Origin of the sequence: Aeromicrobium sp., from assembly GCF_032084975.1 — a bacterium.
In the GTDB taxonomy this organism is placed as follows: domain Bacteria; phylum Actinomycetota; class Actinomycetes; order Propionibacteriales; family Nocardioidaceae; genus Aeromicrobium.
In genome coordinates this window covers 1-19,880 of record NZ_DAMDLR010000049.1, presented here as the reverse complement: position 1 = coordinate 19,880, position 19,880 = coordinate 1, and the positions used below count along the sequence as shown (strand labels likewise).

The window sequence follows — 19,880 nt, the reverse complement described above, 5'->3', positions numbered from 1 at the left end:
CGCCGCACGGTGGGCCGCCGCCACGATGGAGCTCGGCGCGCTGGTGTGCACCGCCCGGTCGCCACGATGCGACGCGTGCCCCGTCGCCGACCTGTGCGCCTGGCGTTCCGCCGGGTACCCCGAGCACGACGGGCCGGCCCGCCGCGGGCAGGCGTGGGACGGCACCGACCGCCAGTGCCGAGGACGATTGATGGCAGTCGTCCGCGACGCGACCGAGCCGGTTCACCAGGCGGCCCTCGACGGGGCCTGGCCGGACGCGGCCCAGCGCGAACGCTGCCTGGACTCGCTCCTCGACGACGGTCTGCTGGACCTCACCGGCGACGGCCGGTTCACCCTGCCGCGTTGATCGCGCGCACCAGGATCTCCCGCAGCACCGCCTGCTTGCGCGCGTTGTACTCCATGACGTGGCCGCCGGCGGCCGCGGCGGCGCGCTTGGCATCGGCGTAGCGATCCCGGTCCTGAGGATGCGACCGCAGCCAGTCGCGGAAGATGCGGTGACGGTGAGGCTCAGCCGCCTCGGCACCGAAGACGTGGACGTTCGCGCGGGGCTCGGGGCACCGGAACAGCCGGTGACCCTGCCACCAGGGCTCGCGCACGGCCAGGACGAAGCCCGCCGCCTCGAACGCCGGCACGTAGGCCGCCTCCTCGTCGGAGTCCGGCACGGCGACGCCCACGTCGATGATCGGCTTGGCGGGAAGGCCCGGGACCGAGGTCGAACCCACGTGCTCGATGTGCAGAGCGGTCGAGCCGAGGGCGTCGGTGATCCGGGAGGCCAGCGCCTCGAAGTCCTCGGCCCACCGCGGCTGGTGATCGGTGATCGTCAGGTCCCGACTCGGACCGAAGCCCGCGACCCACGGGCTCGCGCCCTCAGGCACCGGCGGCTCGCTGAAGTCGAGCAGGCGTTCGCGGTCCACGCCACGACCGTACCGGGGCGCACTGGACGAGGTTCCCTGTCACTTCTCGAGGATCGCAACCCTCGTGAAGTGACGGCTTCCCCGGTTAACCGGGGAAACTGTCACGACTCCGCGCGACCTCGCGGCAGGACCACGAACGTGACCCCGCAGAAGTCGAAGGCCGAGTCGTCGACGTCGAGGCCCGCGGCTCGAGCACGGTCGAGAATGGGCTGCGGGTCGTCCGCGTCCACGAGGAGCCGCGAGAACATGCTGGTCTCCCCGGCGACGAACCGATCAACGGAGCCGTCGTCCAGGCGGATGATCGACCGGCCGCCGCCGTCCTGCTCGACCGGCTTGTCCATCAGCGATGCCCAGGTGTGCGCCATCTTCTCGGGGTCGGTGCTGGTGCACTCGGCGCCCACGATCTTCGGCAGGCCCACGTCCTGCACCGTGTCCTGCCAGCTCATCCCGGCGGGGGCGTACCCCCCGAAGAGATCGGCGTTGCCGGCGGTCTGGTTGAACTCCATGAGCGTCCCGCCGACGGACCGCGGATCGAGCTGGACGAGCCGGAAGGAGTCGTACCCGTACTCGGGATCGTTGTTCTCGGGACCACGTGACTCCGGGGTGCTCTCGAAGGCGATCCTCACACCCTGCGCCTCGACGCGTGCGCGGATCGTCTCGAACTCGTCCGTGTCGTGGATCACCATGTAACCGGCGCCCTCCGGGTGCTTCTGCAGGAAGCGGGTGGCGGTCGTGCCCTCCCTGAGCGGCGCGATGAACTCGACGAAGGTGCCGCCGAGTCCGAGCAGCGCGTTCTCGAGTCCGAACTGGCTGACGAGCGGATCGCGGTGGGCGATGACGACGCCGAGGATGTCCGCCAGCACGTCGGCGTCGCTGATTCTCGGGGTGGCGAGGCACACCTGCCGTAGACGGATCATGGGCGTTCCCTGTCTCTCAGTTCCACACGTCAGCGACCGACGAACTCGGGCGGCCGCTTCTCGAGGAACGCCTGCACCCCTTCGGCCACGTCCTTGCTCTCGTTCACGAACATCACGGCCATCTGCGCGTCGCCCAGCGACTCGTCCAGGGTGTTCGTCAGGCCGCGGACCATCATCTTCTTGGCCATCCGGATCGCCAGCGGCGCACGTCGCGCCAACAGCTCGGCGCGCTCCATCGTGACCCGCTCGAGGTCCTCGTGCGGGACGACCTCGCCGACCAGGCCCAGCCGCAGCGCCTCGTCGGCGGAGTAGACCTCGCCGAAGTAGGTCATCCGCAAGGCCTTCTCGAGCCCGAGGAACCGCGGGAACAACCACGCGCCACCCTCGTCCGGCAGCAGTCCGACGGTGCCGGACGTGTCGCCCATGCGGGCACGATCGCTCGCGATCCGCAGGTCGCACATCAGGGCGAGAGTGAGGCCGCCGGCGACCGCGGGTCCGTTCACCATCGCGATCGTCGGCTTCTCGAGCCGGTGCAGTGCCGAGGTCAGCGCGTGGAAGCCCTCGCGCATGATCGTGGCGTGACTGAGTGTGCGCGTGGCGGCGATGTGCTCGTCCTCCTCGCTGCGGATGTCACCGCCGGCGCAGAACGCGTCCTCGGCCCCCGTGATGATGAGGACCCGCAGTTCGTCGTCGGACGCGTAGCGAGCGAGCGCGTCGACGCACTCCTGCGTGAGCTTGACGTCGTAGGCGTTCTTGCGCCGAGGCCGGTCGAGCGTGAGTCGGGCGACGTGGTCGGCGACCACCTCGTACCGGATCGAGTCGTACGTCATGTTCTCTCCTCGTGGACGGCGGACAGCGTGGTCACGAGCCCGTGAACCGGGGCTCGCGACGCTCGAGGAACGCATTCGCGGCCTCGACGAGATCGGTGGTGCGAGCACAGTCGACGTGGCGCTCGGCCTCGATCGCGCTCGCCTCGGCGAACCCGAGCCGTGCCGCGTCGACGAAGTTGCGCTTGAGTCCGGCGAGGGCGCGCGGGGCCTTGCGAGCGAGCGCGTCGGCCGCGGCCTGGACCTCCGACTCGAAGACGTCGGCCGGGTGCACGGCGCTGACCAGTCCCCAGTCCAGGGCGGTGGCCGGGTCGACCTTCTGGTTCAGGAAGGCCATCTGCTTCGCCCGCGACTCGCCGATCAGGTGGGTCAGCAACCAGGTCCCACCGAAGTCGCCGGAGAGCGCCGCGTCGACGAAGGCGGACCGGAACACCGCCGCGGACGAGCTGATCCGCAGATCGCACGCCGCTGCCAGCGACAGTCCCGCGCCGGCACAGGCGCCGTTGACGGCTGCGATGGAGACCGCGTGGGACGAGCGGAGCAGCTCCGAGGCACGCATGTGACGGTGCAGCTTCTCGATCGAGGCGCCCCGCGACGGGGGCTCGACCTCGCCCGACTCGCTGAAGGCGTCGAGATCGCCGCCGACGCAGAAGCCGCGCCCGGCGCCGGTCAGCACGATCACCCGGATGTCCTCGTCGGCAGTGACGTCGGCGACCGAGTCCACGAACAGGTCGAGCATGGGGTCGCTCATGGCGTTGAGCCGGTCCGGGCGGTTCAGCGTCAGTCGGGCGACGCCGTCCGAGCGCTCGACAATCACTGGAATCTCAGTCTCGTCAACTCCCACGGGCACTGCTCCTCACGGTCGATTCGGGCCCCTCGGCCTGCCGGAAGTCAAGCCCGGGGTGAAACGGAAGTCAAGTTCAAATTGAAGTTGACGTCGAACTCAGTTTGCGGTTAGCGTGATTTCGATCACGCCATCGCCGACGCGCTCTCTTGGCGCCATGACTGGTGGATCCCGACCTCGGACTCGAACCTGAAAGGCGCCATCATGGAGTTCTCCTTCAGCAGGGAGCAAGAAGACCTTCGCAGCTCGGTGAAAGACTTCCTCTCCCGCCGCTCGGGGAGCGAGGCACGCAACACGATCCTGAAGTCGGGCTACGCGTTCGACCGCGAGCTGTGGAAGACCATGGCCCAGCAGCTGGGCCTGCAGGGCCTGGCCGTGCCGGAGGCGGCCGACGGCAGTGGCGCCGGCTTCATCGAGACCTCGATCGTCCTCGAGGAGCTGGGGCGCGACTCCTACGCCGGCCCCTACTTCTCCACGATCGCCGCCAGCTGGGTGCTGGAGCACGGTGACGACGCGGCCTCCGAACGGCTGCGGAGCCTCGCCGAGGGCTCGCGGATCTTCACGCTCGCCATCGCCGACGAGGGCGGCACCTGGTCCAGGCCCGGACATTCCACCAGGGCCTTCGAGGTGGGCGACGAGCACCGCCTCACGGGACGCAAGGTCAACGTCACCGACGCGGACACGGCCGACGAGTTCATCGTCATCGCCTCACTGCCGCAGGGTCCGGCCTGGTTCAGCGTCGCCGCCGACGCGGAGGGTGTCACGGTCAACGTGCGCGAGAGCCTCGACATCACCCGGCCGATCGGCCACCTCGAGTTCCATGACGTGAAGGCGACGCTCGTGGTCGGCCCGCAGGACGCCGCTGCCGTCCTGGCCGAAGTCAACGACAAGGCCGCCGCCGGCCTCGCGGCCGAGATGGTGGGCGGGGCGCAGGCAGCGCTCGACCAGTCCGTCCGGTGGAGCCTCGAGCGGACGCAGTTCGGCCGGCCGATCGGCTCGTTCCAGGCCATCAAGCACATGTGCGCCGACGCGCTGGTCGAGGTCGAGACCGCCCGCCTCCTGACCGAGTACGCCGCGTGGGCCATCGAGGAGAAGGCGCCCGACGCCAGCGTCGCCGCCTCCATGGCGAAGCAGGCCGCCTCCGACGCGTTCAACCTGGCTGCGGGCAACAACATCCAGATCCACGGAGGCATCGGCTTCACGTGGGAGCACTCGGCGCACCTGTACTTCCGCCGGGCCAAGGCGTCGTCGACGCTCTACGGAACGCCGCAGGGCCACCGCGCCCGCATCGCCGACCTCCTCGCCGTCTGACCGACGCTCATCTCAAGATTGGACTGACGCTCGCATGAACCCCACCTTCTCCCCCGACGTTCAAGCCTTCCAGAAGGAGTTCGCCGGCGTGCTGCGCGAACTCGTCCCCGCCGACTGGGCCGGGGCCGGCACCCTCCCCCGTGAGGAGTACGACCCGTTCGCCGAGCGGATCCGCAAGGAGCTGTACGAACGCGGGTACATCGGCATCTCGTGGCCGAAGGAGTACGGCGGACGCGGTCTGAGCGCCGAGTACCAGGTCGCCATCACCGAGGAGCTCACGCGCCACAAGCTCCCCCAGGCCGCCATGAGCGACGTCTTCAGCATGCAGATGTTCGGCAGCACCCTGCTCGCCTTCGGGACCGAGGAGCAGAAGCAGAGGTTCCTGCCGCGCATCCTCAGCGGCGAGATCAAGTGGTGCCAGGGCTACTCCGAGCCGCAGTCCGGCTCGGACCTGGCGAGCGCCGCGACGACCGCCGTCCTGGAGGACGGCCAATGGCGCATCAACGGCCAGAAGATCTGGACGTCGACCGCGCACATCGCCGACTGGATCTTCGTCCTCGTCCGGACCGATTCGGAGGCGGCGAAGCACCGCGGCCTCACGCTGCTGGCGTGCCCCATGGACCAGCCCGGGATCGAGGTCCGCCAGATCAAGCAGATCTCCGGCGAGGCCGACTTCAACGAGGTGTTCTTCACGGACGCCGTCACCCCCGTCGAGAACACGATCGGCGAGGTCAACGACGGCTGGCGCGTCGCCACCGCGCTCCTCGAGCACGAGCGTGGCGGCGCTGCGGCGGTGCTGGCCATCCGCTTCGCCGAGGAGCTCGACCGACTGGAGGAGCTGGCCCGCGAGCACGGCCGGAACCACGAGGAGGGCATCCGCCAGCGCATCGCCTGGTGCCGCGCTCGCGTCCTGGCGATGCGGCTCATGGGCTACCGCGCCCTGACCCGGACGCTGTCCGGCGAGGGCATCGGTCCCGAGGGCGCGATGAACAAGTTCTTCTGGTCCGAGTACCAGCGAGTCCTGATGGACCTGGCCATGGACATCCTCGGCGAGAGCGTCCTCACGCTCGAGGGTCGCCGCCCGGCGATCCCCGACGGCCCCGACGCGCCCGGCGCACCGACGGACAGCGCGGGCTGGATCACCGGCTACCTCAACGCTCGCGCGAGCACGATCTTCGCGGGAACGAACCAAGTCCAGCGCAACCTGCTGTCCGAGAAGATCCTCGGCATGCCCCGCGAGCCGAAGGTCGAGACGAACCGCAGTCGCTGAGCCGGCTCCGCTCGCACCCGGCGGACGATCCTCCTCCCCCCGCAGTCGAAAGGCACTCCTGCTCATGGTGAACGCATCCCAGCCGATCTGGACGCACGCGCATGCACGACCCGACGCCGTGGCGCTGCGCATCGACGGGCAGGAGTGGACGTTCGGCGAGCTGCGGGACGGGTCCGCCGGGTGGGCCGGACGGCTGATCCACGCCGGGGTGGCGCCCGGCGACCGGGTCCTGCTGGCCGCGGGCACGCAGGCGGACTGGGTCTTCGCCTATCACGGGATCCTGGCCGCCGGCGCGATCGCGGTCACGGTCAACCCGGGCTCGACGTTCAACGAGTTGCGGTACTTCCTCGACGACTCCGGAGCCGTCCTCGCGCTGGCGGACGACGGGACGCAGGCTCACGTCTCTCGGGCCGGCGAGGAGCTGCGGGTCCCGGTCTGGAACGTGAACGACGCCGCCGAGTGGACCGGGCCGCCCGTCGCCCAGCCTCGTGACGTCGATCCCGGCGACGGCGCGGTGATCATGTACACGTCCGGCACGACCGGGCAGCCCAAGGGAGCCCAGCTCACCCATCGCGGGATCCAGGGCAGCGCCCGATCCGTCATCGAGGCCATCGAGATCACCGCGGACGACCACTTCGGCACCGCGCTGCCCTTGTTCCACGTGTTCGGGCAGGTGACGATCATCCGCACGGCCTACGAGGCCGGGATCCCCGTGACCCTGCTGACCAAGTTCGACGCCGCAGCGCTCCTGGAGACCGCCGCACGTCATGGGGTCACCCTGCTGGCGGGCGTCCCGACGATGTGGAACGCCATGGCCAACGTGGGCCCCGAGTTCGACTCGCTCGACTTCTCGCGGCTCCGGCTGGCACTGTCCGGCGGCGCCGGACTGCCCACGAAGGTCGCGGCCCAGTTCCACGATCGCTACGGCTGCGAGATCCTGGCCGGCTACGGGCTGACGGAGACCGCGGGCGTCGGGGCGTGCCCCCGGATCGGAGGCCCCCGCAAGCCGCAGAGCGCGGGTGTCGCGTGGCCCGGCGCCGAGCTCGCCATCTTCGACACCGAGCATCGCCGGCTGCCGCCCGGAAGCGTCGGCGAGATCGGCGTCCGCTGCGAGATGAGCCTCAAGAACTACTGGAACCGTCCGGAGGCCACCGCCAAGGCGTGGCACGAGGACTGGTTCATGACCGGCGACCTCGGACGCATGGACGAGGACGGCGACCTGTGGGTCGTCGACCGGATCAAGGACCTGATCATCCGCGGCGGCTACAACGTGTATCCCAAGGAGCTCGAGGAGATCCTCTACACGCATCCGGATCTCCTCGAGGTCGCGGTGGTGGGAGTCCCCGACGAACGCCTGGGCGAGGAGATCGCCGCCGTGATCGTCCTGCGCGAGGGCCGCGCGTTCGACCTCCGGCAGATGCAGGCCTGGATGGCCGAGCGGATCGCGTCCTACAAGACCCCTCGGATCTATCACGTGGTCCCCGAGCTCCCGAAGGGCTCCACCGGCAAGATCCTCAAGCGCAAGATCGATCGTGCCGACGTGAGCAGTCTCGGATTCCGCACCGTCAAGGCGTCGGGCGCCGTCCACACATCCTGAGAACGACCGCCAGGGAGCAGCCATGATCCTTCATCGTCCCGAACTGATCGACGAGTTCACCGCCAACGGCCTGTGGTCCCGCGATCACACGCTGCTCGACGACCTGGATCATGCGGCTCGCACCTTTCCCGACCGGGTGGCGTACTCCGACCCGCCCAACCGACAGGACCTGATCGGCTCCGATCCGACGGCGCTGACGTGGTCGCAGCTGAAGGACGCCGCCGACGCGCTGGCGACGAGCCTGGTCGACCTGGGGCTGGTCAAGGACGACGTGGTCGTCGTCCAGTCGCCGAACGTCGTCGAGCTGCCGCTGCTGTACCTGGCGATCTGCCGCGCGGGCGGGATCATCTCCCCCGTGCCGATGCAGTGGCGATCCAAGGACATCGGCTACGTGGCCGAGCTGACCGGCGCGCGCTTCCTGATCGCTCCGGAGCAGTTCAAGAACCACCGGCCCCTCGACGACGCGAGGTCCTGGCAGGTGGGGTCGAGCGTGGAGCACCTCATCGACCTCGCCGACATCCCCGAGATGTCGCGGCGTGAGCCCCGACTCGACGTGCTCGCGGAACGGCGCCCGAGCCCCTACGAGATCTTCACCCTGTGCTGGACGTCCGGGACCGAGAGCCAGCCGAAGGGCTGCCCGCTCAGCCACAACAACTGGAACTACGGCGGCGAGGCCCTGGTCAAGAGCCTCAGCCTGAGCGAAGGCAGTCACCGCCAGGTCGCGGCCGCCCCCGTCACGAACATGCTGGGCGTGTGCCTGACGATCACCGTGAACCTCAAGCTGTCGGGCTCGGTGGCCCTGCACCATCCGCTCGACCTCGACCTGCTGATCCAGCAGATCAACGACCACGACACCCAGTTCCTGATCCTGCCGCCGGCGATCCTGCGCCAGCTGCTCAACACCACCGACTCCGTCCTCGACCTCACCTCGGTGGACTCGATCATGACCGGCGGCTCCCCGCCGTCCGCGTCCCTGATCGAGGGCTACAAGCAACGGTGGGGCGTCGAGATCGTCAACGGGTGGGGCATGAACGAGGGTGCGGGCCTGTGGGCCGGCCCCGACGACGTCCCCGAGGCCGACCGCCGGTCGACGCATCTTCCCTGGTACGGCCTGCCCGGCCACGAGTGGCCGTCCAGGATCACCGGCATGCAGTACAGGATCGTCGGGGACGACGGTCACGCGACGACCTCGCCGGGCGACGTCGGAGAGCTGCGCGTCCGCGGTCCGCTCGTCTTCCCGGGCTACTTCAACCGGCCGGACCTGGCCGAGCGAGCCTTCGACGACGAGGGCTACCTGCACACCGGCGACCTCTTCCTGATCAAGGGCGACGGGTTCCTGTCGTACTTCGACCGCGCGAAGGACATCATCATCCGCGGCGGGTTCAACATCAGCGCCGCCGAGGTCGAGAACCTCGTGGTCGGTGCGCCCGGCGTCGCCGACTGCGCGGCCGTGGGCGTCCCTGACGAGGAGCTCGGCGAGCGAGTCTGCATCGTCGTGGTGCCCAGGGACGAGTCCGATCCGCCCACGCTGGCCGGCATCCTGGCCTACCTGCGCGAGGCCGGCCTCGCGGTCTACAAGCTGCCCGAGCTCATCGAGTACATGACGGAGCTCCCCCGCAATCCCGTCGGCAAGCTGCTCAAGCGGGACATCCGGACGTCGGTCAGGCAGACCGTCCAGTCCGCCCAGTGATTCCAGAAGCACCACCACCTCCCCGGAAGGGAATGTGACACACCATGGCAGCAACGGACACCGATGTGATCCTCGTCGACGTCGAGGACGGCGTCGCCACGATCACCCTCAACCGACCCGACGTCTACAACGCGTGGAACAGCGAGGTCCAGGAGAAGCTCTTCGGACTCTTCGACACGCTCGCGCATGACGACGACGTTCGCGTCGTCATCATCACCGGCGCGGGCAGGGCCTTCTCGGCTGGCGCCGACATGGAGGTCCTGTCCGAGGAGGACGGCGGCACGGCCGCCGGCAGCCGCCCGCTGCTGGCCCCGATGTGGTTCCCCAAGCCGATCATCGCCGCCATCAACGGCGCCTGCGCCGGCATCGGCCTGCAGCTGGCGCTGATGTGCGACGTGCGCATCGCGTCGCAGGACGCGAAGTTCACCACCGCGTTCGCACGTCGCGGGCTCATCGCGGAGCACGGCCTCACGTGGCTCTTCTCCCGCCTGACGTCCCTGGCCACCGCCTCGGAGCTGCTCATGTCGGCTCGCGTGTTCAAGGGCGACGAGGCCGAGCGCCTCGGCGTCGTCCACTTCGCGGTGCCCCACGACGAGGTCCTGAGCCGGGCCAACGCCTACGCCCGCGACCTGGCCGACAACGTGTCGCCCACGGCCATGGCCGTCATCAAGTGGCAGATGTACAACCACTACGACCGCCCGCTGATCGAGTCGATGGACCACTCGGACGAGCTGATGCGCGCCTCGGCCGCCCGGCCGGACCTGGCCGAGGGCGTGGCGAGCTTCCTCGAGCGCCGCCAGCCCAAGTTCGCCCCGCTGGACCACTCGGCCGTCCCGCCGACGACCTTCACGGCGAAGATCTGATCCTCGCGTCACGTCGGTGACGCGAGGAACGACCAAGGCCCGGTCCGCAACGGACCGGGCCTTGGTGCGTCACTCCAGAGGTCAGCCGACGCGCATCCCGATCCGGATCGCGTCGCCGATGCGGCTGATCGAGAAGGCCGCCAGCACGATCACCAGACCGGGGACGACCGTGGCGAACGGAGCCTCCGTGAAGAACAGGTAGGCGTCCGCCAGGTCGCCGCCCCACGACGGATTCGGCGGGTTCACGCCCAGCCCCAGGAAGCCCAGGGCCGCCTGGACGATCATCGCGATGCTCGCCAGGCTGCATGCCTGGACCAGCACCGGCGCGAAGGCGTTCGGCAGCACGTGCCGGATCGCGGCGCGCATGTTGCTGACGCCCAGCGATCGCGCGACCAGGAGGTAGTCCGAACGCCGGATCGGCAGGATGTTCGATCGGAGCAGCATGGCGATGCTCGGCGAGAAGATGAACCCGAGCGCCACCATGGACATGTTCAGTCCGGATCCGACCACGCCGGTGATCGCGACGGCCAGCACCAGGCCCGGGATGGACAAGATCGCATCCGCGAAGCGCATGCTGACCTCGTCGAGCGGACCACCGATGTACCCGGCGGCCAGACCCCACGGGACGCCGATGAGCAGGAACACCCCGACCGCGATCGCCGTGCCCTGGAAGGACGCGGCCGCGCCGTACATCAACCGGGTCAGGACATCGCGTCCGGCCTGGTCGGTGCCCAGCCAGTGCGAGGCCGACGGGGAGCCGAACGTGTTGTTCGCGTCGGTCTTGAGCGGGCCGTACGGAGAGATCACGCTGGCGAACAGGCCGACCAGGATGAGCGAGACGACGACCACGATCGCGAGGACGACGGTGGGCGTGAAGACCGTGTCGGACTTGTTGCGCCGGACACCGGTCCCGGCTCTTCCGGGCACGAGGTTCTGGGCGATGCTCATGCCGCCACCGCCCTAGAAAACGCACCATATGGCTGCACCGGCATGAGGGGCCGACTGATCTCTCGACTGCGCTCGTTCATGCGAGTTCCTTCCTGCGACGGGGGTCGATGGCCGTGAGCACGAGGTCGGCGATCAGGGACAGCATCACGACCGCGAACGCCAGCAGCAGGACGATCGCCTGCAGGGCGGCGAAGTCGCGGAAGTGCACGGCGTCGATGATCGAGGCGCCCAGCCCCGGCAGCACGAAGACGACGTCGATGATGACGAGCTCGCCGACGAGAGTCGATGCCAGGAACGGGATGAAGGTGATGACCGGTCCGACGGCGTTGCGCAGGGCGAGGTCGAAGTTGATGCGCGCCGAGCTGACGCCCATGGCACGCGCCGCACGGATGTACGGACTGTCCAGGGCGGCCACCATGGCGCTGCGGACGTGCCGGATCGTGAAGGCGGTCGGCGGCACGGCGATCAGCAGCACCGGCATCAGGATGGACTCGAGGTGCGGGCCCACGCCCGCGGACCATGGCGTGTAGCCGTTGACCGGCAGCCAGCCGAGGCTGGCACCGAAGATGCCCACGCACATCGTCGAGATCCAGAAGACCGGGACCGAGACGCCCAGGCCGGAGATGGCGAAGACGAACCGGCCGAACCGCGTCTCGCGCTTGATGGCGGCGAACATGCCGACCGCTCCGCCGACCAGGAGGGCGACGAGCATGCCGAGCCCGACGATCTCCAGGGTCGACGCCATGCGCGGCCCCAGGACGTCCACGACCGGGAGCCCGGTGGCGTAGGAGATGCCGAAGTCACCTCGCAGGACGCCCCCGATCCAGCTGAAGTACTGCTCCCACACGGGGCGGTCGAGCCCGTACCGCTCGTTGATCATCTTGATCGTGTCCGGGTTGTCCGATCCGCCCAGCAGGGCTTCGGCCGGACCGCCGGGGATGATCACGCGCAGCATGAACGACAGGAGCGTGATGAGGAGAAGGGTCGGGATGACCACTCTCAGGCGGCGGAGGAATAGACGGGTCACGCGGCACCTTCCCTCGCTGGGTGATGGAGCGGCTCGAACTCCTCGAAGTCGAGCTGGGGCATCTCGATGAACTCGTTGTGTGCCCCGTGGATCCTGGGGATGCTGCTGATGAGTGCCCGGGTGTAGGGATGCCCGGGGTCGGCGATCACCGCCGACGACGGCCCGGTCTCGACGACCCGGCCGCGGTACATGACCGCCAGCTGGTCGGACACCTCGTCGAGCACCCCGATGTCGTGCGAGATCAGCATGACGGCCAGCTTCCGCTCGTCCGTCACCTGGCGGATGATGTCCATGACCTCGCGCTGGACCGTCACGTCGAGGGCCGTCGTCGGCTCGTCGGCGAACAAAATGTCGGCGCCGCACACGAGCGCCATCGCGATCATGACGCGCTGGCACATCCCGCCGGACAGCTCGTGCGGGTAGCTGTCGAGCACGCGGTCGACGTCACGCAGCTGCACGTCGTTCAGCGCCTGGACGATGCGCTCCTTGGCCGCGGCTTTCGAGCACTCGACGTTGGCGCGAAGGGCCAGCTCCATCTGTCGCTCGATCTGGACGACGGGATTGAGGGCCGTCACCGTCTCCTGGAAGATCATCGTCATCCCGGAGCCGCGGACCTTGGCCCTCTCGGACTCCTTGGCCCCGACCAGCTCCTTGCCCTTGAAGCGGATCGAACCCTTGATGTCCGCGTTCGTCGGGGCCAGCCCGAGGGCGGCAAGGGCCGTGAGGCTCTTGCCGCTCCCGGACTGTCCAGCCACTCCCAGGATCTCTCCCGGATACAGGTCCAGAGAGACATCGACCACTGCCTTCTGGGGTCCGCCGAAGCTCACCTCGAGCTCTCGGACCGACAGGATCGGCTCGCGATCCTGGTCCTGCGAGACCCGGGACTCAGTGCTGGGAAGTGACATGATCCGTCCTTACTCGGCCGGCCGGAGCGCGGCCATGTCGGTGTCGAACTCGAGCAAGTTGGGCTCGTGCGGCTCCACACTCGTCCGATGGGCGTAGGCCTTCGGCTTCGTGTACATGTTGGCCATGTTCGGGTTGTTGGCCGCCTCGATCTGGATCTCCTGGGCCATCTTCACGCGCTCGTCGGGATCGAGGGTCTTCTCGAACTCGGCGAGCATCTCCCACGGCACGACCTCGGCATGTCCGACGTTGTAGATCGACTTGCCGTACTCCGCGTTGAACGTGTCGCGCGGGGTCGGCTGGCTGGGCCAGCTGGTGAAGTTGCAGTCAGGCGCCTTGCGGGCGGCTGCCATGTCACCACCCTTGTAGAAGTTGGCCATGACCTCGGTGAGCTCGCTGATCTCCAGGTCCACCTTGATGCCCACGGCGTCCAGCTGCTCGAGGATGTAGGGCGACGAGGTCTCGTAGCCGGATCCGGTGTAGGTGCTGCACTTGAGCTCGATGCCGTCGGCGAATCCCGCGTCGGCCAGCAGCTGCTTCGCCTTGTCCGGGTCGTACGAGTACAGGGACTGGGTCGCGTCACTGCTGTACTCCGACGACGGCGGGTACATGCTCTGCGTCGGCTCGCCGTGGCCACCCGTGGCAGCCTTGGCCAGCGCATCACGATCAAGGGCGTAGTTGAATGCTTCGCGGACCCGCTTGTCCTGGAGCTTGGGGCTCGCCATGTTGAACTGCACGTGATAGTGCGCGAGCGACGGGTCGACCTCGACCTCGATGCCATCGGCCTTCTTCAGGGTGTCGATGTCCGTGAGCGACGTGCGGGCCGCCACCTCGATCTGTCCCGACTGCAGCGCCTGGTTCATCGAGACCGGCGTCTTGAAGAACTTCAGGTCGATCGACTCGTAGAAGCCACGGTCCTCGTTCCAGTAGTCCGCGTTCTTCTTGAACACGATCTGTGAGCCGGCCACGTTCTTCTCGATGACGTAGGGGCCGGAGCCGATCGGGTTGCCCGAGACATCCTCGTTGGACTCCTCGAAGGCCGCCGGGGAGACCATGTAGCCCGAGTTGGACGCGAGCTGCTCGGCCAACCAGGCGCTGTCCTCACCCATCGTGAGCTTCAGCTCGGTGGGCGAGACGACCGCGACCGAGCTGACCGAGGTGACGAGGCCCAGCTTGGTCAGCTTGAAGTTGCGCTCGAGGTTCGCCTTGACGGCCTCGGCGTCGACCGGGGTGCCGTCGGAGAACTTCACGCCCTCGCGCAGGGTCAGGGAGAACGTCTTGCCGTCGTCGGAGTAGCCCCACTCCGTGGCGAGACCTTCCTTGACCTGACCGGTCTTGGTGTCGACTTCGAGCAGGCGGTCGTAGATCAGTCGCAGGAAGGTCATGTCATGACCGCCGGTGACGTTGACGGGATCGAGGCTGCTGGGCTGCAGCAGGGACCCGGCCTTGAGCATCGAGGAGTCACCCTCGGCTCCACCGTCTGAGCCGCTACAGGCGGCCATGGCACCGATCAGGGCCGCGACCGCGACCCATCGCGCCGCTCCAAGGATTCGCTTCACGAGGTTTCCTCTTTCATCGAAGTGAACTGCTGATGGGACTGCGTGCTCACGGTCGTCCTTTCCAGTCGCGGGATGGCGTTCAGGAGCTTCTGCGTGTAGGCGTGCTGGGGATGGTCGATGACGTCGCGCACCGGCCCGTCCTCGACGACTCGGCCCTGCTGCATCACCACGACCCGGTCGACCAGCTGGCTCACGACCGCGAGGTCGTGCGAGATGAACAGGATCGCGATGTCGTCCTCGCGGCGGATCTGCACCAGCAGGTTCAGGATCTTGGCGCGCACCGACACATCCAGCGCCGACACAGACTCGTCACAGACCAGCAGGCCGGGACGCGCGGCGAGGGCCCGGGCGATCGCCACCCGCTGCTTCTGTCCACCGGACAGCTCACGCGGCTTGCGATCCACCAGCGCGGGGTCCAGGCCGACCCGCTCGATGTAGGTGAGGCTCTGCGCGACGTGCTCCTTGGTGATCTTCCCGCCCTGGGCGATGGCCTCGGCGACGATCCGGCCGACGCTCATCCGCGGGTTCACGGCGGTCGACGAGTCCTGGAAGATCATCTGCACGCCAGCCCGGCCCGAGTTGGAGACCTTGCCCCACTCCTGCGTCACCGTTCCGTCGAAGTCCAGGCGCCCCGATGTCGCGTTGAGGAAGCCGGCCACCACCATGCCCACGGTGGACTTCCCGCTTCCGGACTCGCCGACGATGCCCAGGATCTCGGACCTGCCCACGTCGAAGCTGACACCGTTGACCGCTCGCAGGACACCCGCACGAGCCAGGTGGTACTCGACGACCAGGTTCTCGACCGATACGGCCGCATCCGTCCGCGTCGACTGCTCGAGTTGAGTCAGGTTCTCCATGAAGGCCTCCCGGGGTGGACTCTGTGTAGGCTAGATCACATTGAAACTGACATCAAGTTTATTTTCGATCAGATTCTGGACTCGGCGTCAGGGAATCCGTGCTGCCCACGAACCCGGGCGAATCGTGCCTGGGATGCCCGTTTCGTCTGGTCCGCCCTGCCAGAAATCCCCTGTGCTGTCGTCGTTCGGGCACGACAAAAAGCCGCAGGCCGTGGGATGTTCATCCCACGGCCTGCGGCCCACACCCGAACGAATCGGGCGCCTCAGTGCATCAGTCCTCGGAGCCGGCTCCGGCCTCGACGGCCGGAGTGACCTCGGGGAGCTCGAGCTCGGCCTTCGACGTGCCCGTGAAGGTGAACTCGTCGTCCTCGACGTCGACCAGGACGATCTGGCCGGCGTGCAGCTCCCCGTAGAGGAGCTTCTCGGCCAGGACGTCCTCGATCTGGCGCTGGACGGTGCGACGCAGCGGACGTGCACCGAGCACCGGGTCGAAGCCCTCCTTGGACAGCTTGATCTTCGCCGTCGTCGTGAGCTCGATGTCGATGTCCTTCTCGGCCAGACGCGTCTCGAGCGAGGCGATCATCATGTCCACCATCTGCAGGATCTCGTCCTGGGTCAGCGGCGGGAAGACGATGACCTCGTCCACGCGGTTCAGGAACTCCGGACGGAAGTGCTGCTTGAGCTCCGTCGCGACGCGCTCCTTCATCTTCTCGTACGTGCCGGCGACGTCGCCCGCCTGGGAGAAGCCCAGGTTGACGCCCTTGGAGATCTCACGCGCACCGAGGTTGGTGGTCATGATGATCACGGCGTTCTTGAAGTTGACGACGCGACCCTGACCGTCGGTGAGGTGTCCCTCCTCGAGGATCTGCAGCAACGAGTTGAAGATGTCCGGGTGGGCCTTCTCGATCTCGTCGAACAGGACCACGCTGAAGGGCTTGCGGCGCACCTTCTCGGTGAGCTGGCCGCCCTCTTCGTAGCCGACGTAGCCCGGAGGCGAGCCGAACAGGCGCGAGACCGTGTGCTTCTCGCTGTACTCGCTCATGTCGAGCTGGATGAGCGCCTCGTCGTCGCCGAACAGGAAGTTCGCCAGCGCCTTCGACAGCCACGTCTTGCCGACGCCCGAGGGGCCAGCGAAGATGAACGATCCACCGGGACGCTTGGGGTCCTTGAGGCCCGCACGCGTACGACGGATCGCCCGCGAGAGGGACTTGACGGCCTCGTCCTGGCCGATGACGCGCTTGTGCAGCTCGTCCTCCATGTGGAGCAGCCGGCTGGACTCCTCCTCGCTGAGCTGGCCGACCGGGATGCCGGTCGCCTTGGCCAGGACCTCGGCGATGAGGTGCTCGTCGACGACCGCGACCTGGTCGAGGTCGCCGGACTTCCAGGCGCGCTCACGCTCGCTCTTCGCGGAGATGAGCTTCTTCTCCTCGTCGCGCAAGCTGGCGGCGAGCTCGAAGTCCTGGGCGTCGATGGCGCCCTCCTTGCGGCGGCGGACGTCGGCGATCTGCTCGTCGAACTCCTTGAACTCCGGCGGCGCAGCGGCGCGGCGGATGCGCAGGCGCGCGCCCGCCTCGTCGATCAGGTCGATCGCCTTGTCCGGCAGGAAGCGGTCGCTCACGTAGCGGTCGGCCATCGTGGCCGCCGCGACGAGCGCGTCGTCCGTGATCGAGACGCGGTGGTGCGCCTCGTACCGGTCCCGCAGGCCCTTGAGGATCTCGATGGAATCGATCACCGACGGCTCGTTGACCAGCACCGGCTGGAAGCGACGGTTGAGCGCCGCGTCCTTCTCGAAGTGCTTGCGGTACTCGTCGAGCGTCGTGGCGCCGATCGTCTGGAGCTCGCCGCGGGCCAGCATCGGCTTGAGGATGCTGGCGGCATCGATCGCGCCCTCGGCGGCACCCGCACCCACGAGGGTGTGGATCTCGTCGATGAACAAGATGATGTCGCCGCGGGTGCGGATCTCCTTGAGCACCTTCTTCAGGCGCTCCTCGAAGTCGCCGCGGTAGCGCGAGCCGGCCACGAGCGCACCGAGGTCAAGCGTGTAGATCTGCTTGTCCTTGAGCGTCTCGGGCACGTCGCCGCGCACGATGTCCTGGGCCAGCGACTCGACGACGGCGGTCTTGCCGACGCCGGGCTCGCCCACGAGCACCGGGTTGTTCTTGGTGCGGCGGCTGAGCGTCTGCATGACGCGCTCGGCCTCGTCGTCGCGACCGATGACCGGATCGAGTTTGCCCTCGCGGGCAGCCTGGGTCAGGTTGCGGCCGAACTGGTCGAGCACGGCGCTGGACGCCGCGGCGGGGGCCTCGGTGCCGGCGCCCGTGGACTCGGCCTCCTTGCCCTGGAAGCCGCTGACCAGCTGGATGACCTGCTGGCGGACGCGGTTGAGATCGGCGCCCAGCTTCACCAGGACCTGGGCGGCGACGCCCTCGCCCTCGCGGATCAGGCCGAGCAGGATGTGCTCGGTGCCGATGTACGTGTGACCCAGCTGGAGCGCCTCGCGCAGGCTCAGCTCGAGCACCTTCTTGGCGCGCGGCGTGAACGGGATGTGCCCGCTGGGTGCCTGCTGGCCCTGGCCGATGATGTCCTCGACCTGGCCGCGGACGGCCTCGAGCGAGATGTCAAGGCTCTCCAGAGCCTTCGCGGCAACGCCCTCACCCTCGTGGATGAGGCCCAGCAGGATGTGCTCGGTGCCGATGTAGTTGTGGCTGAGCATGCGCGCTTCTTCCTGCGCGAGCACCACAACCCGTCGGGCCCGGTCGGTGAATCTCTCGAACATGTCGTCCCCTCTGCTGGACTGGTCTTTTCAGCATAGTCGGCCTGCGGTGACCGGCTTGACGAAGTCCAGATGCTTAACTCAACCGTCATGGCGGCCGGGGCCTTCCGCTGTTCGCTGTCGGCGGAATCGCCTTGGCGTGACCGGGCGGAACCGCTGGGGACCCCGCCCGGCCGAGCCGTCAACCGGGCATCACGGCGTAGGCGCGCTCGGGCGTCGCGGACGCCGGCAGTTTGGCCAGGGTGTTGATGCTGACGTGGGGCCACTTGATCCGGCCGGGTCCGCCGTCGAAGCGGTCGAAGAAGTCCAGCTGGACGATCTGCAGGTACTGCAACCGCAGCCCGATGGTCCCGTCCTGCTGCCGGACCTCCTGGATCCAGAAGGTCGACTTCATCTCCGAGGCGTTCGCCTGGCGGACGACGAAGGGGATGTTCGAGATCCCTCCGGTCGGGAGCGTGCTGTCGAACTCGAGCTTCGTGGTCCGGACGATGTCGAGGCCCTCGTTGGCCACCCTCAGCAGCGCTGTGGCGTCCGTCGGATCGAACAGGCCCCGGAACGGATTGTCCCGGAAGTGCTTGTACGGCTCGAGGTACCGGTTCGTCTCGAGGTCGTGGTCGACACCCAGCGGCAGCACGTTGACCGCCGGGATGCTCGGCGGCCCGTCGGACACCCGCGCCGTGCCCATCGCGAGCACCGAGTCCCCGTGAGGGATCGTCGCGAGCCGCGCGATGTCGGTGCTGTCCTCGTCGAGCGGGTCGGTCATGTGCAGGAACAGGCCCGGCTCGTGGTGGATCGCGGCGCCGCCTGGGCCGCCCAGACCGGTCGACGGGAAGTCCTCGGCGGCCAGCTGCTTGACGCCCTGCTCGTAGTCGAGGGTGACGAGCAGCTGGTCCGCTGAGGTCGGCGGACCCGCTGCCGTCGGGGCGATGCCACGGTTGGGAACCGCCTTGTCGACGAGGTCGAAGACCAGGTTCTCGTCGTACTGGTTCATCAGCAGCCGGTAGGGCGGCCGGAACGTCGCTCCCTGCGGTGGGCCGAACGGAAGCGCGATCATGTTCCAGCCGCGGCCGGCGAGCCCGGGCTCGTTGGACCACGTGCCGGGCAGCAGCTTGAACGGACCGAGGTCCTCGTCGCCGGTGCGGGCGTCGGTGACGTGCCGAACCTGCGGTTCGAGTCGTTGGTGGAGTGCGTCGGACTTGGTGATCACGGGGGACACCTCTGCGAGTACCGATGGGATCCGCCTCCGGCGCCCGAGCACGCTCCTGCGGACTGACATCGGTGACGAGGGGCACTGGAAGAGGAGTGATACCTCGGCCGGAGGGTGTCGGCTCGGCGTCCTAGGTTGGGTCCATGAGCCTCGACATCCGCGCCCAGGTCCAGCAGCTGCTCCCCGGCATCCGCCGCGATCTCGAAGACCTCGTCCGCATCGAGTCCGTCAGCGCCGACCCCGCTCGCGCCGCCGAGGTGCGGCGCAGCGCCGAGGCCGTGGCCGCGCTCCTGCGCGCGGAGGACTTCGCCACCGTCGACATCGTGAGCGCGCGCGAGGACGGCGGCGCCCCGGCCGTCATCGCCCACAAGCC

Annotated in this window: 16 protein-coding genes and 2 pseudogenes; 7 read left to right on the top strand and 11 right to left on the bottom strand. The window is 68.3% G+C overall.

Annotation, left to right across the window (positions count from 1 at the left end; all coding sequences use genetic code 11):
• A pseudogene (locus tag RT323_RS11785) lies at nucleotides 1-346 on the top strand (A/G-specific adenine glycosylase); the annotation flags it as partial.
• On the opposite strand, the gene RT323_RS11780 reads toward RT323_RS11785, so the two are convergent.
• The 4 genes from RT323_RS11780 to RT323_RS11765 all read right to left on the bottom strand — a co-directional run bounded on the left by RT323_RS11780 (nucleotide 330) and on the right by RT323_RS11765 (nucleotide 3,475).
• Complete coding sequence (locus RT323_RS11780) at nucleotides 330-914, bottom strand: GrpB family protein (protein WP_313408570.1); 585 nt, start codon at nucleotides 912-914, stop codon at nucleotides 330-332. The pseudogene RT323_RS11785 and the gene RT323_RS11780 overlap by 17 nt on opposite strands.
• Before the next feature lie 101 nt (nucleotides 915-1,015).
• Nucleotides 1,016-1,831 (bottom strand): VOC family protein, encoded by an 816-nt coding sequence (locus tag RT323_RS11775; RefSeq protein ID WP_313408567.1) that lies wholly within the window; start codon nucleotides 1,829-1,831, stop codon nucleotides 1,016-1,018.
• A 29-nt stretch (nucleotides 1,832-1,860) separates the two neighbouring features.
• A complete protein-coding gene (locus RT323_RS11770; protein ID WP_313408565.1) occupies nucleotides 1,861-2,661 on the bottom strand; it encodes an enoyl-CoA hydratase-related protein in 801 nt (266 codons plus the stop codon).
• A gap of 31 nt (nucleotides 2,662-2,692) precedes the next feature.
• Nucleotides 2,693-3,475, bottom strand: a complete 783-nt coding sequence (locus RT323_RS11765; protein ID WP_313408562.1) for an enoyl-CoA hydratase-related protein — start codon at nucleotides 3,473-3,475, stop codon at nucleotides 2,693-2,695.
• 231 nt (nucleotides 3,476-3,706) lie between these two features.
• Here RT323_RS11765 and RT323_RS11760 point away from each other — a divergent pair, with 231 nt between their 5' ends.
• From RT323_RS11760 to RT323_RS11740, 5 genes are all read left to right on the top strand, one after another.
• Nucleotides 3,707-4,813, top strand: coding sequence for an acyl-CoA dehydrogenase family protein (locus RT323_RS11760; protein WP_313408559.1), 1,107 nt, complete (start codon nucleotides 3,707-3,709; stop codon nucleotides 4,811-4,813).
• 34 nt (nucleotides 4,814-4,847) lie between these two features.
• Entirely contained in the window at nucleotides 4,848-6,083 is a 1,236-nt protein-coding gene (locus RT323_RS11755; protein WP_313408556.1) for an acyl-CoA dehydrogenase family protein, read from the top strand.
• 64 nt (nucleotides 6,084-6,147) lie between these two features.
• On the top strand, nucleotides 6,148-7,680 hold the full coding sequence (locus tag RT323_RS11750) for an AMP-binding protein (protein WP_313408554.1): 1,533 nt from the start codon (nucleotides 6,148-6,150) through the stop codon (nucleotides 7,678-7,680).
• A gap of 22 nt (nucleotides 7,681-7,702) precedes the next feature.
• Complete coding sequence (locus RT323_RS11745; RefSeq protein WP_313408552.1) at nucleotides 7,703-9,370, top strand: class I adenylate-forming enzyme family protein; 1,668 nt, start codon at nucleotides 7,703-7,705, stop codon at nucleotides 9,368-9,370.
• A gap of 44 nt (nucleotides 9,371-9,414) precedes the next feature.
• Complete coding sequence (locus tag RT323_RS11740) at nucleotides 9,415-10,233, top strand: enoyl-CoA hydratase-related protein (protein ID WP_313408549.1); 819 nt, start codon at nucleotides 9,415-9,417, stop codon at nucleotides 10,231-10,233.
• An 81-nt stretch (nucleotides 10,234-10,314) separates the two neighbouring features.
• Here RT323_RS11740 and RT323_RS11735 read toward each other — a convergent pair whose 3' ends face one another.
• From RT323_RS11735 to RT323_RS11705, 7 genes are all read right to left on the bottom strand, one after another.
• Entirely contained in the window at nucleotides 10,315-11,181 is an 867-nt protein-coding gene (locus RT323_RS11735) for an ABC transporter permease (RefSeq protein WP_313408546.1), read from the bottom strand.
• Between the two features lie 76 nt (nucleotides 11,182-11,257).
• Nucleotides 11,258-12,208: an ABC transporter permease gene (locus RT323_RS11730; RefSeq protein WP_313408544.1), complete on the bottom strand. Its 951-nt coding sequence runs from the start codon at nucleotides 12,206-12,208 to the stop codon at nucleotides 11,258-11,260.
• A complete protein-coding gene (locus tag RT323_RS11725; protein WP_313408541.1) occupies nucleotides 12,205-13,113 on the bottom strand; it encodes an ABC transporter ATP-binding protein in 909 nt (302 codons plus the stop codon). The genes RT323_RS11730 and RT323_RS11725 overlap by 4 nt, the downstream gene beginning before the upstream one ends.
• Before the next feature lie 9 nt (nucleotides 13,114-13,122).
• Nucleotides 13,123-14,670, bottom strand: a complete 1,548-nt coding sequence (locus RT323_RS11720) for an ABC transporter substrate-binding protein (protein ID WP_313408539.1) — start codon at nucleotides 14,668-14,670, stop codon at nucleotides 13,123-13,125.
• A complete protein-coding gene (locus RT323_RS11715) occupies nucleotides 14,667-15,527 on the bottom strand; it encodes an ATP-binding cassette domain-containing protein (protein ID WP_313408537.1) in 861 nt (286 codons plus the stop codon). Before RT323_RS11715 ends, RT323_RS11720 begins: the two co-directional genes overlap by 4 nt.
• 271 nt (nucleotides 15,528-15,798) lie before the next feature.
• Entirely contained in the window at nucleotides 15,799-18,303 is a 2,505-nt protein-coding gene (locus RT323_RS11710; protein WP_313408535.1) for an ATP-dependent Clp protease ATP-binding subunit, read from the bottom strand.
• A gap of 178 nt (nucleotides 18,304-18,481) precedes the next feature.
• The gene (locus RT323_RS11705; RefSeq protein WP_313408532.1) at nucleotides 18,482-19,507 is read right to left on the bottom strand and encodes a heme-binding protein; all 1,026 of its coding nucleotides are present in this window, start codon (nucleotides 19,505-19,507) and stop codon (nucleotides 18,482-18,484) included.
• A gap of 143 nt (nucleotides 19,508-19,650) precedes the next feature.
• On the opposite strand from RT323_RS11705, the pseudogene RT323_RS11700 reads away from it, so the two are divergent.
• Nucleotides 19,651-19,880 (top strand): annotated as a pseudogene (locus RT323_RS11700) (dipeptidase); the annotation flags it as partial.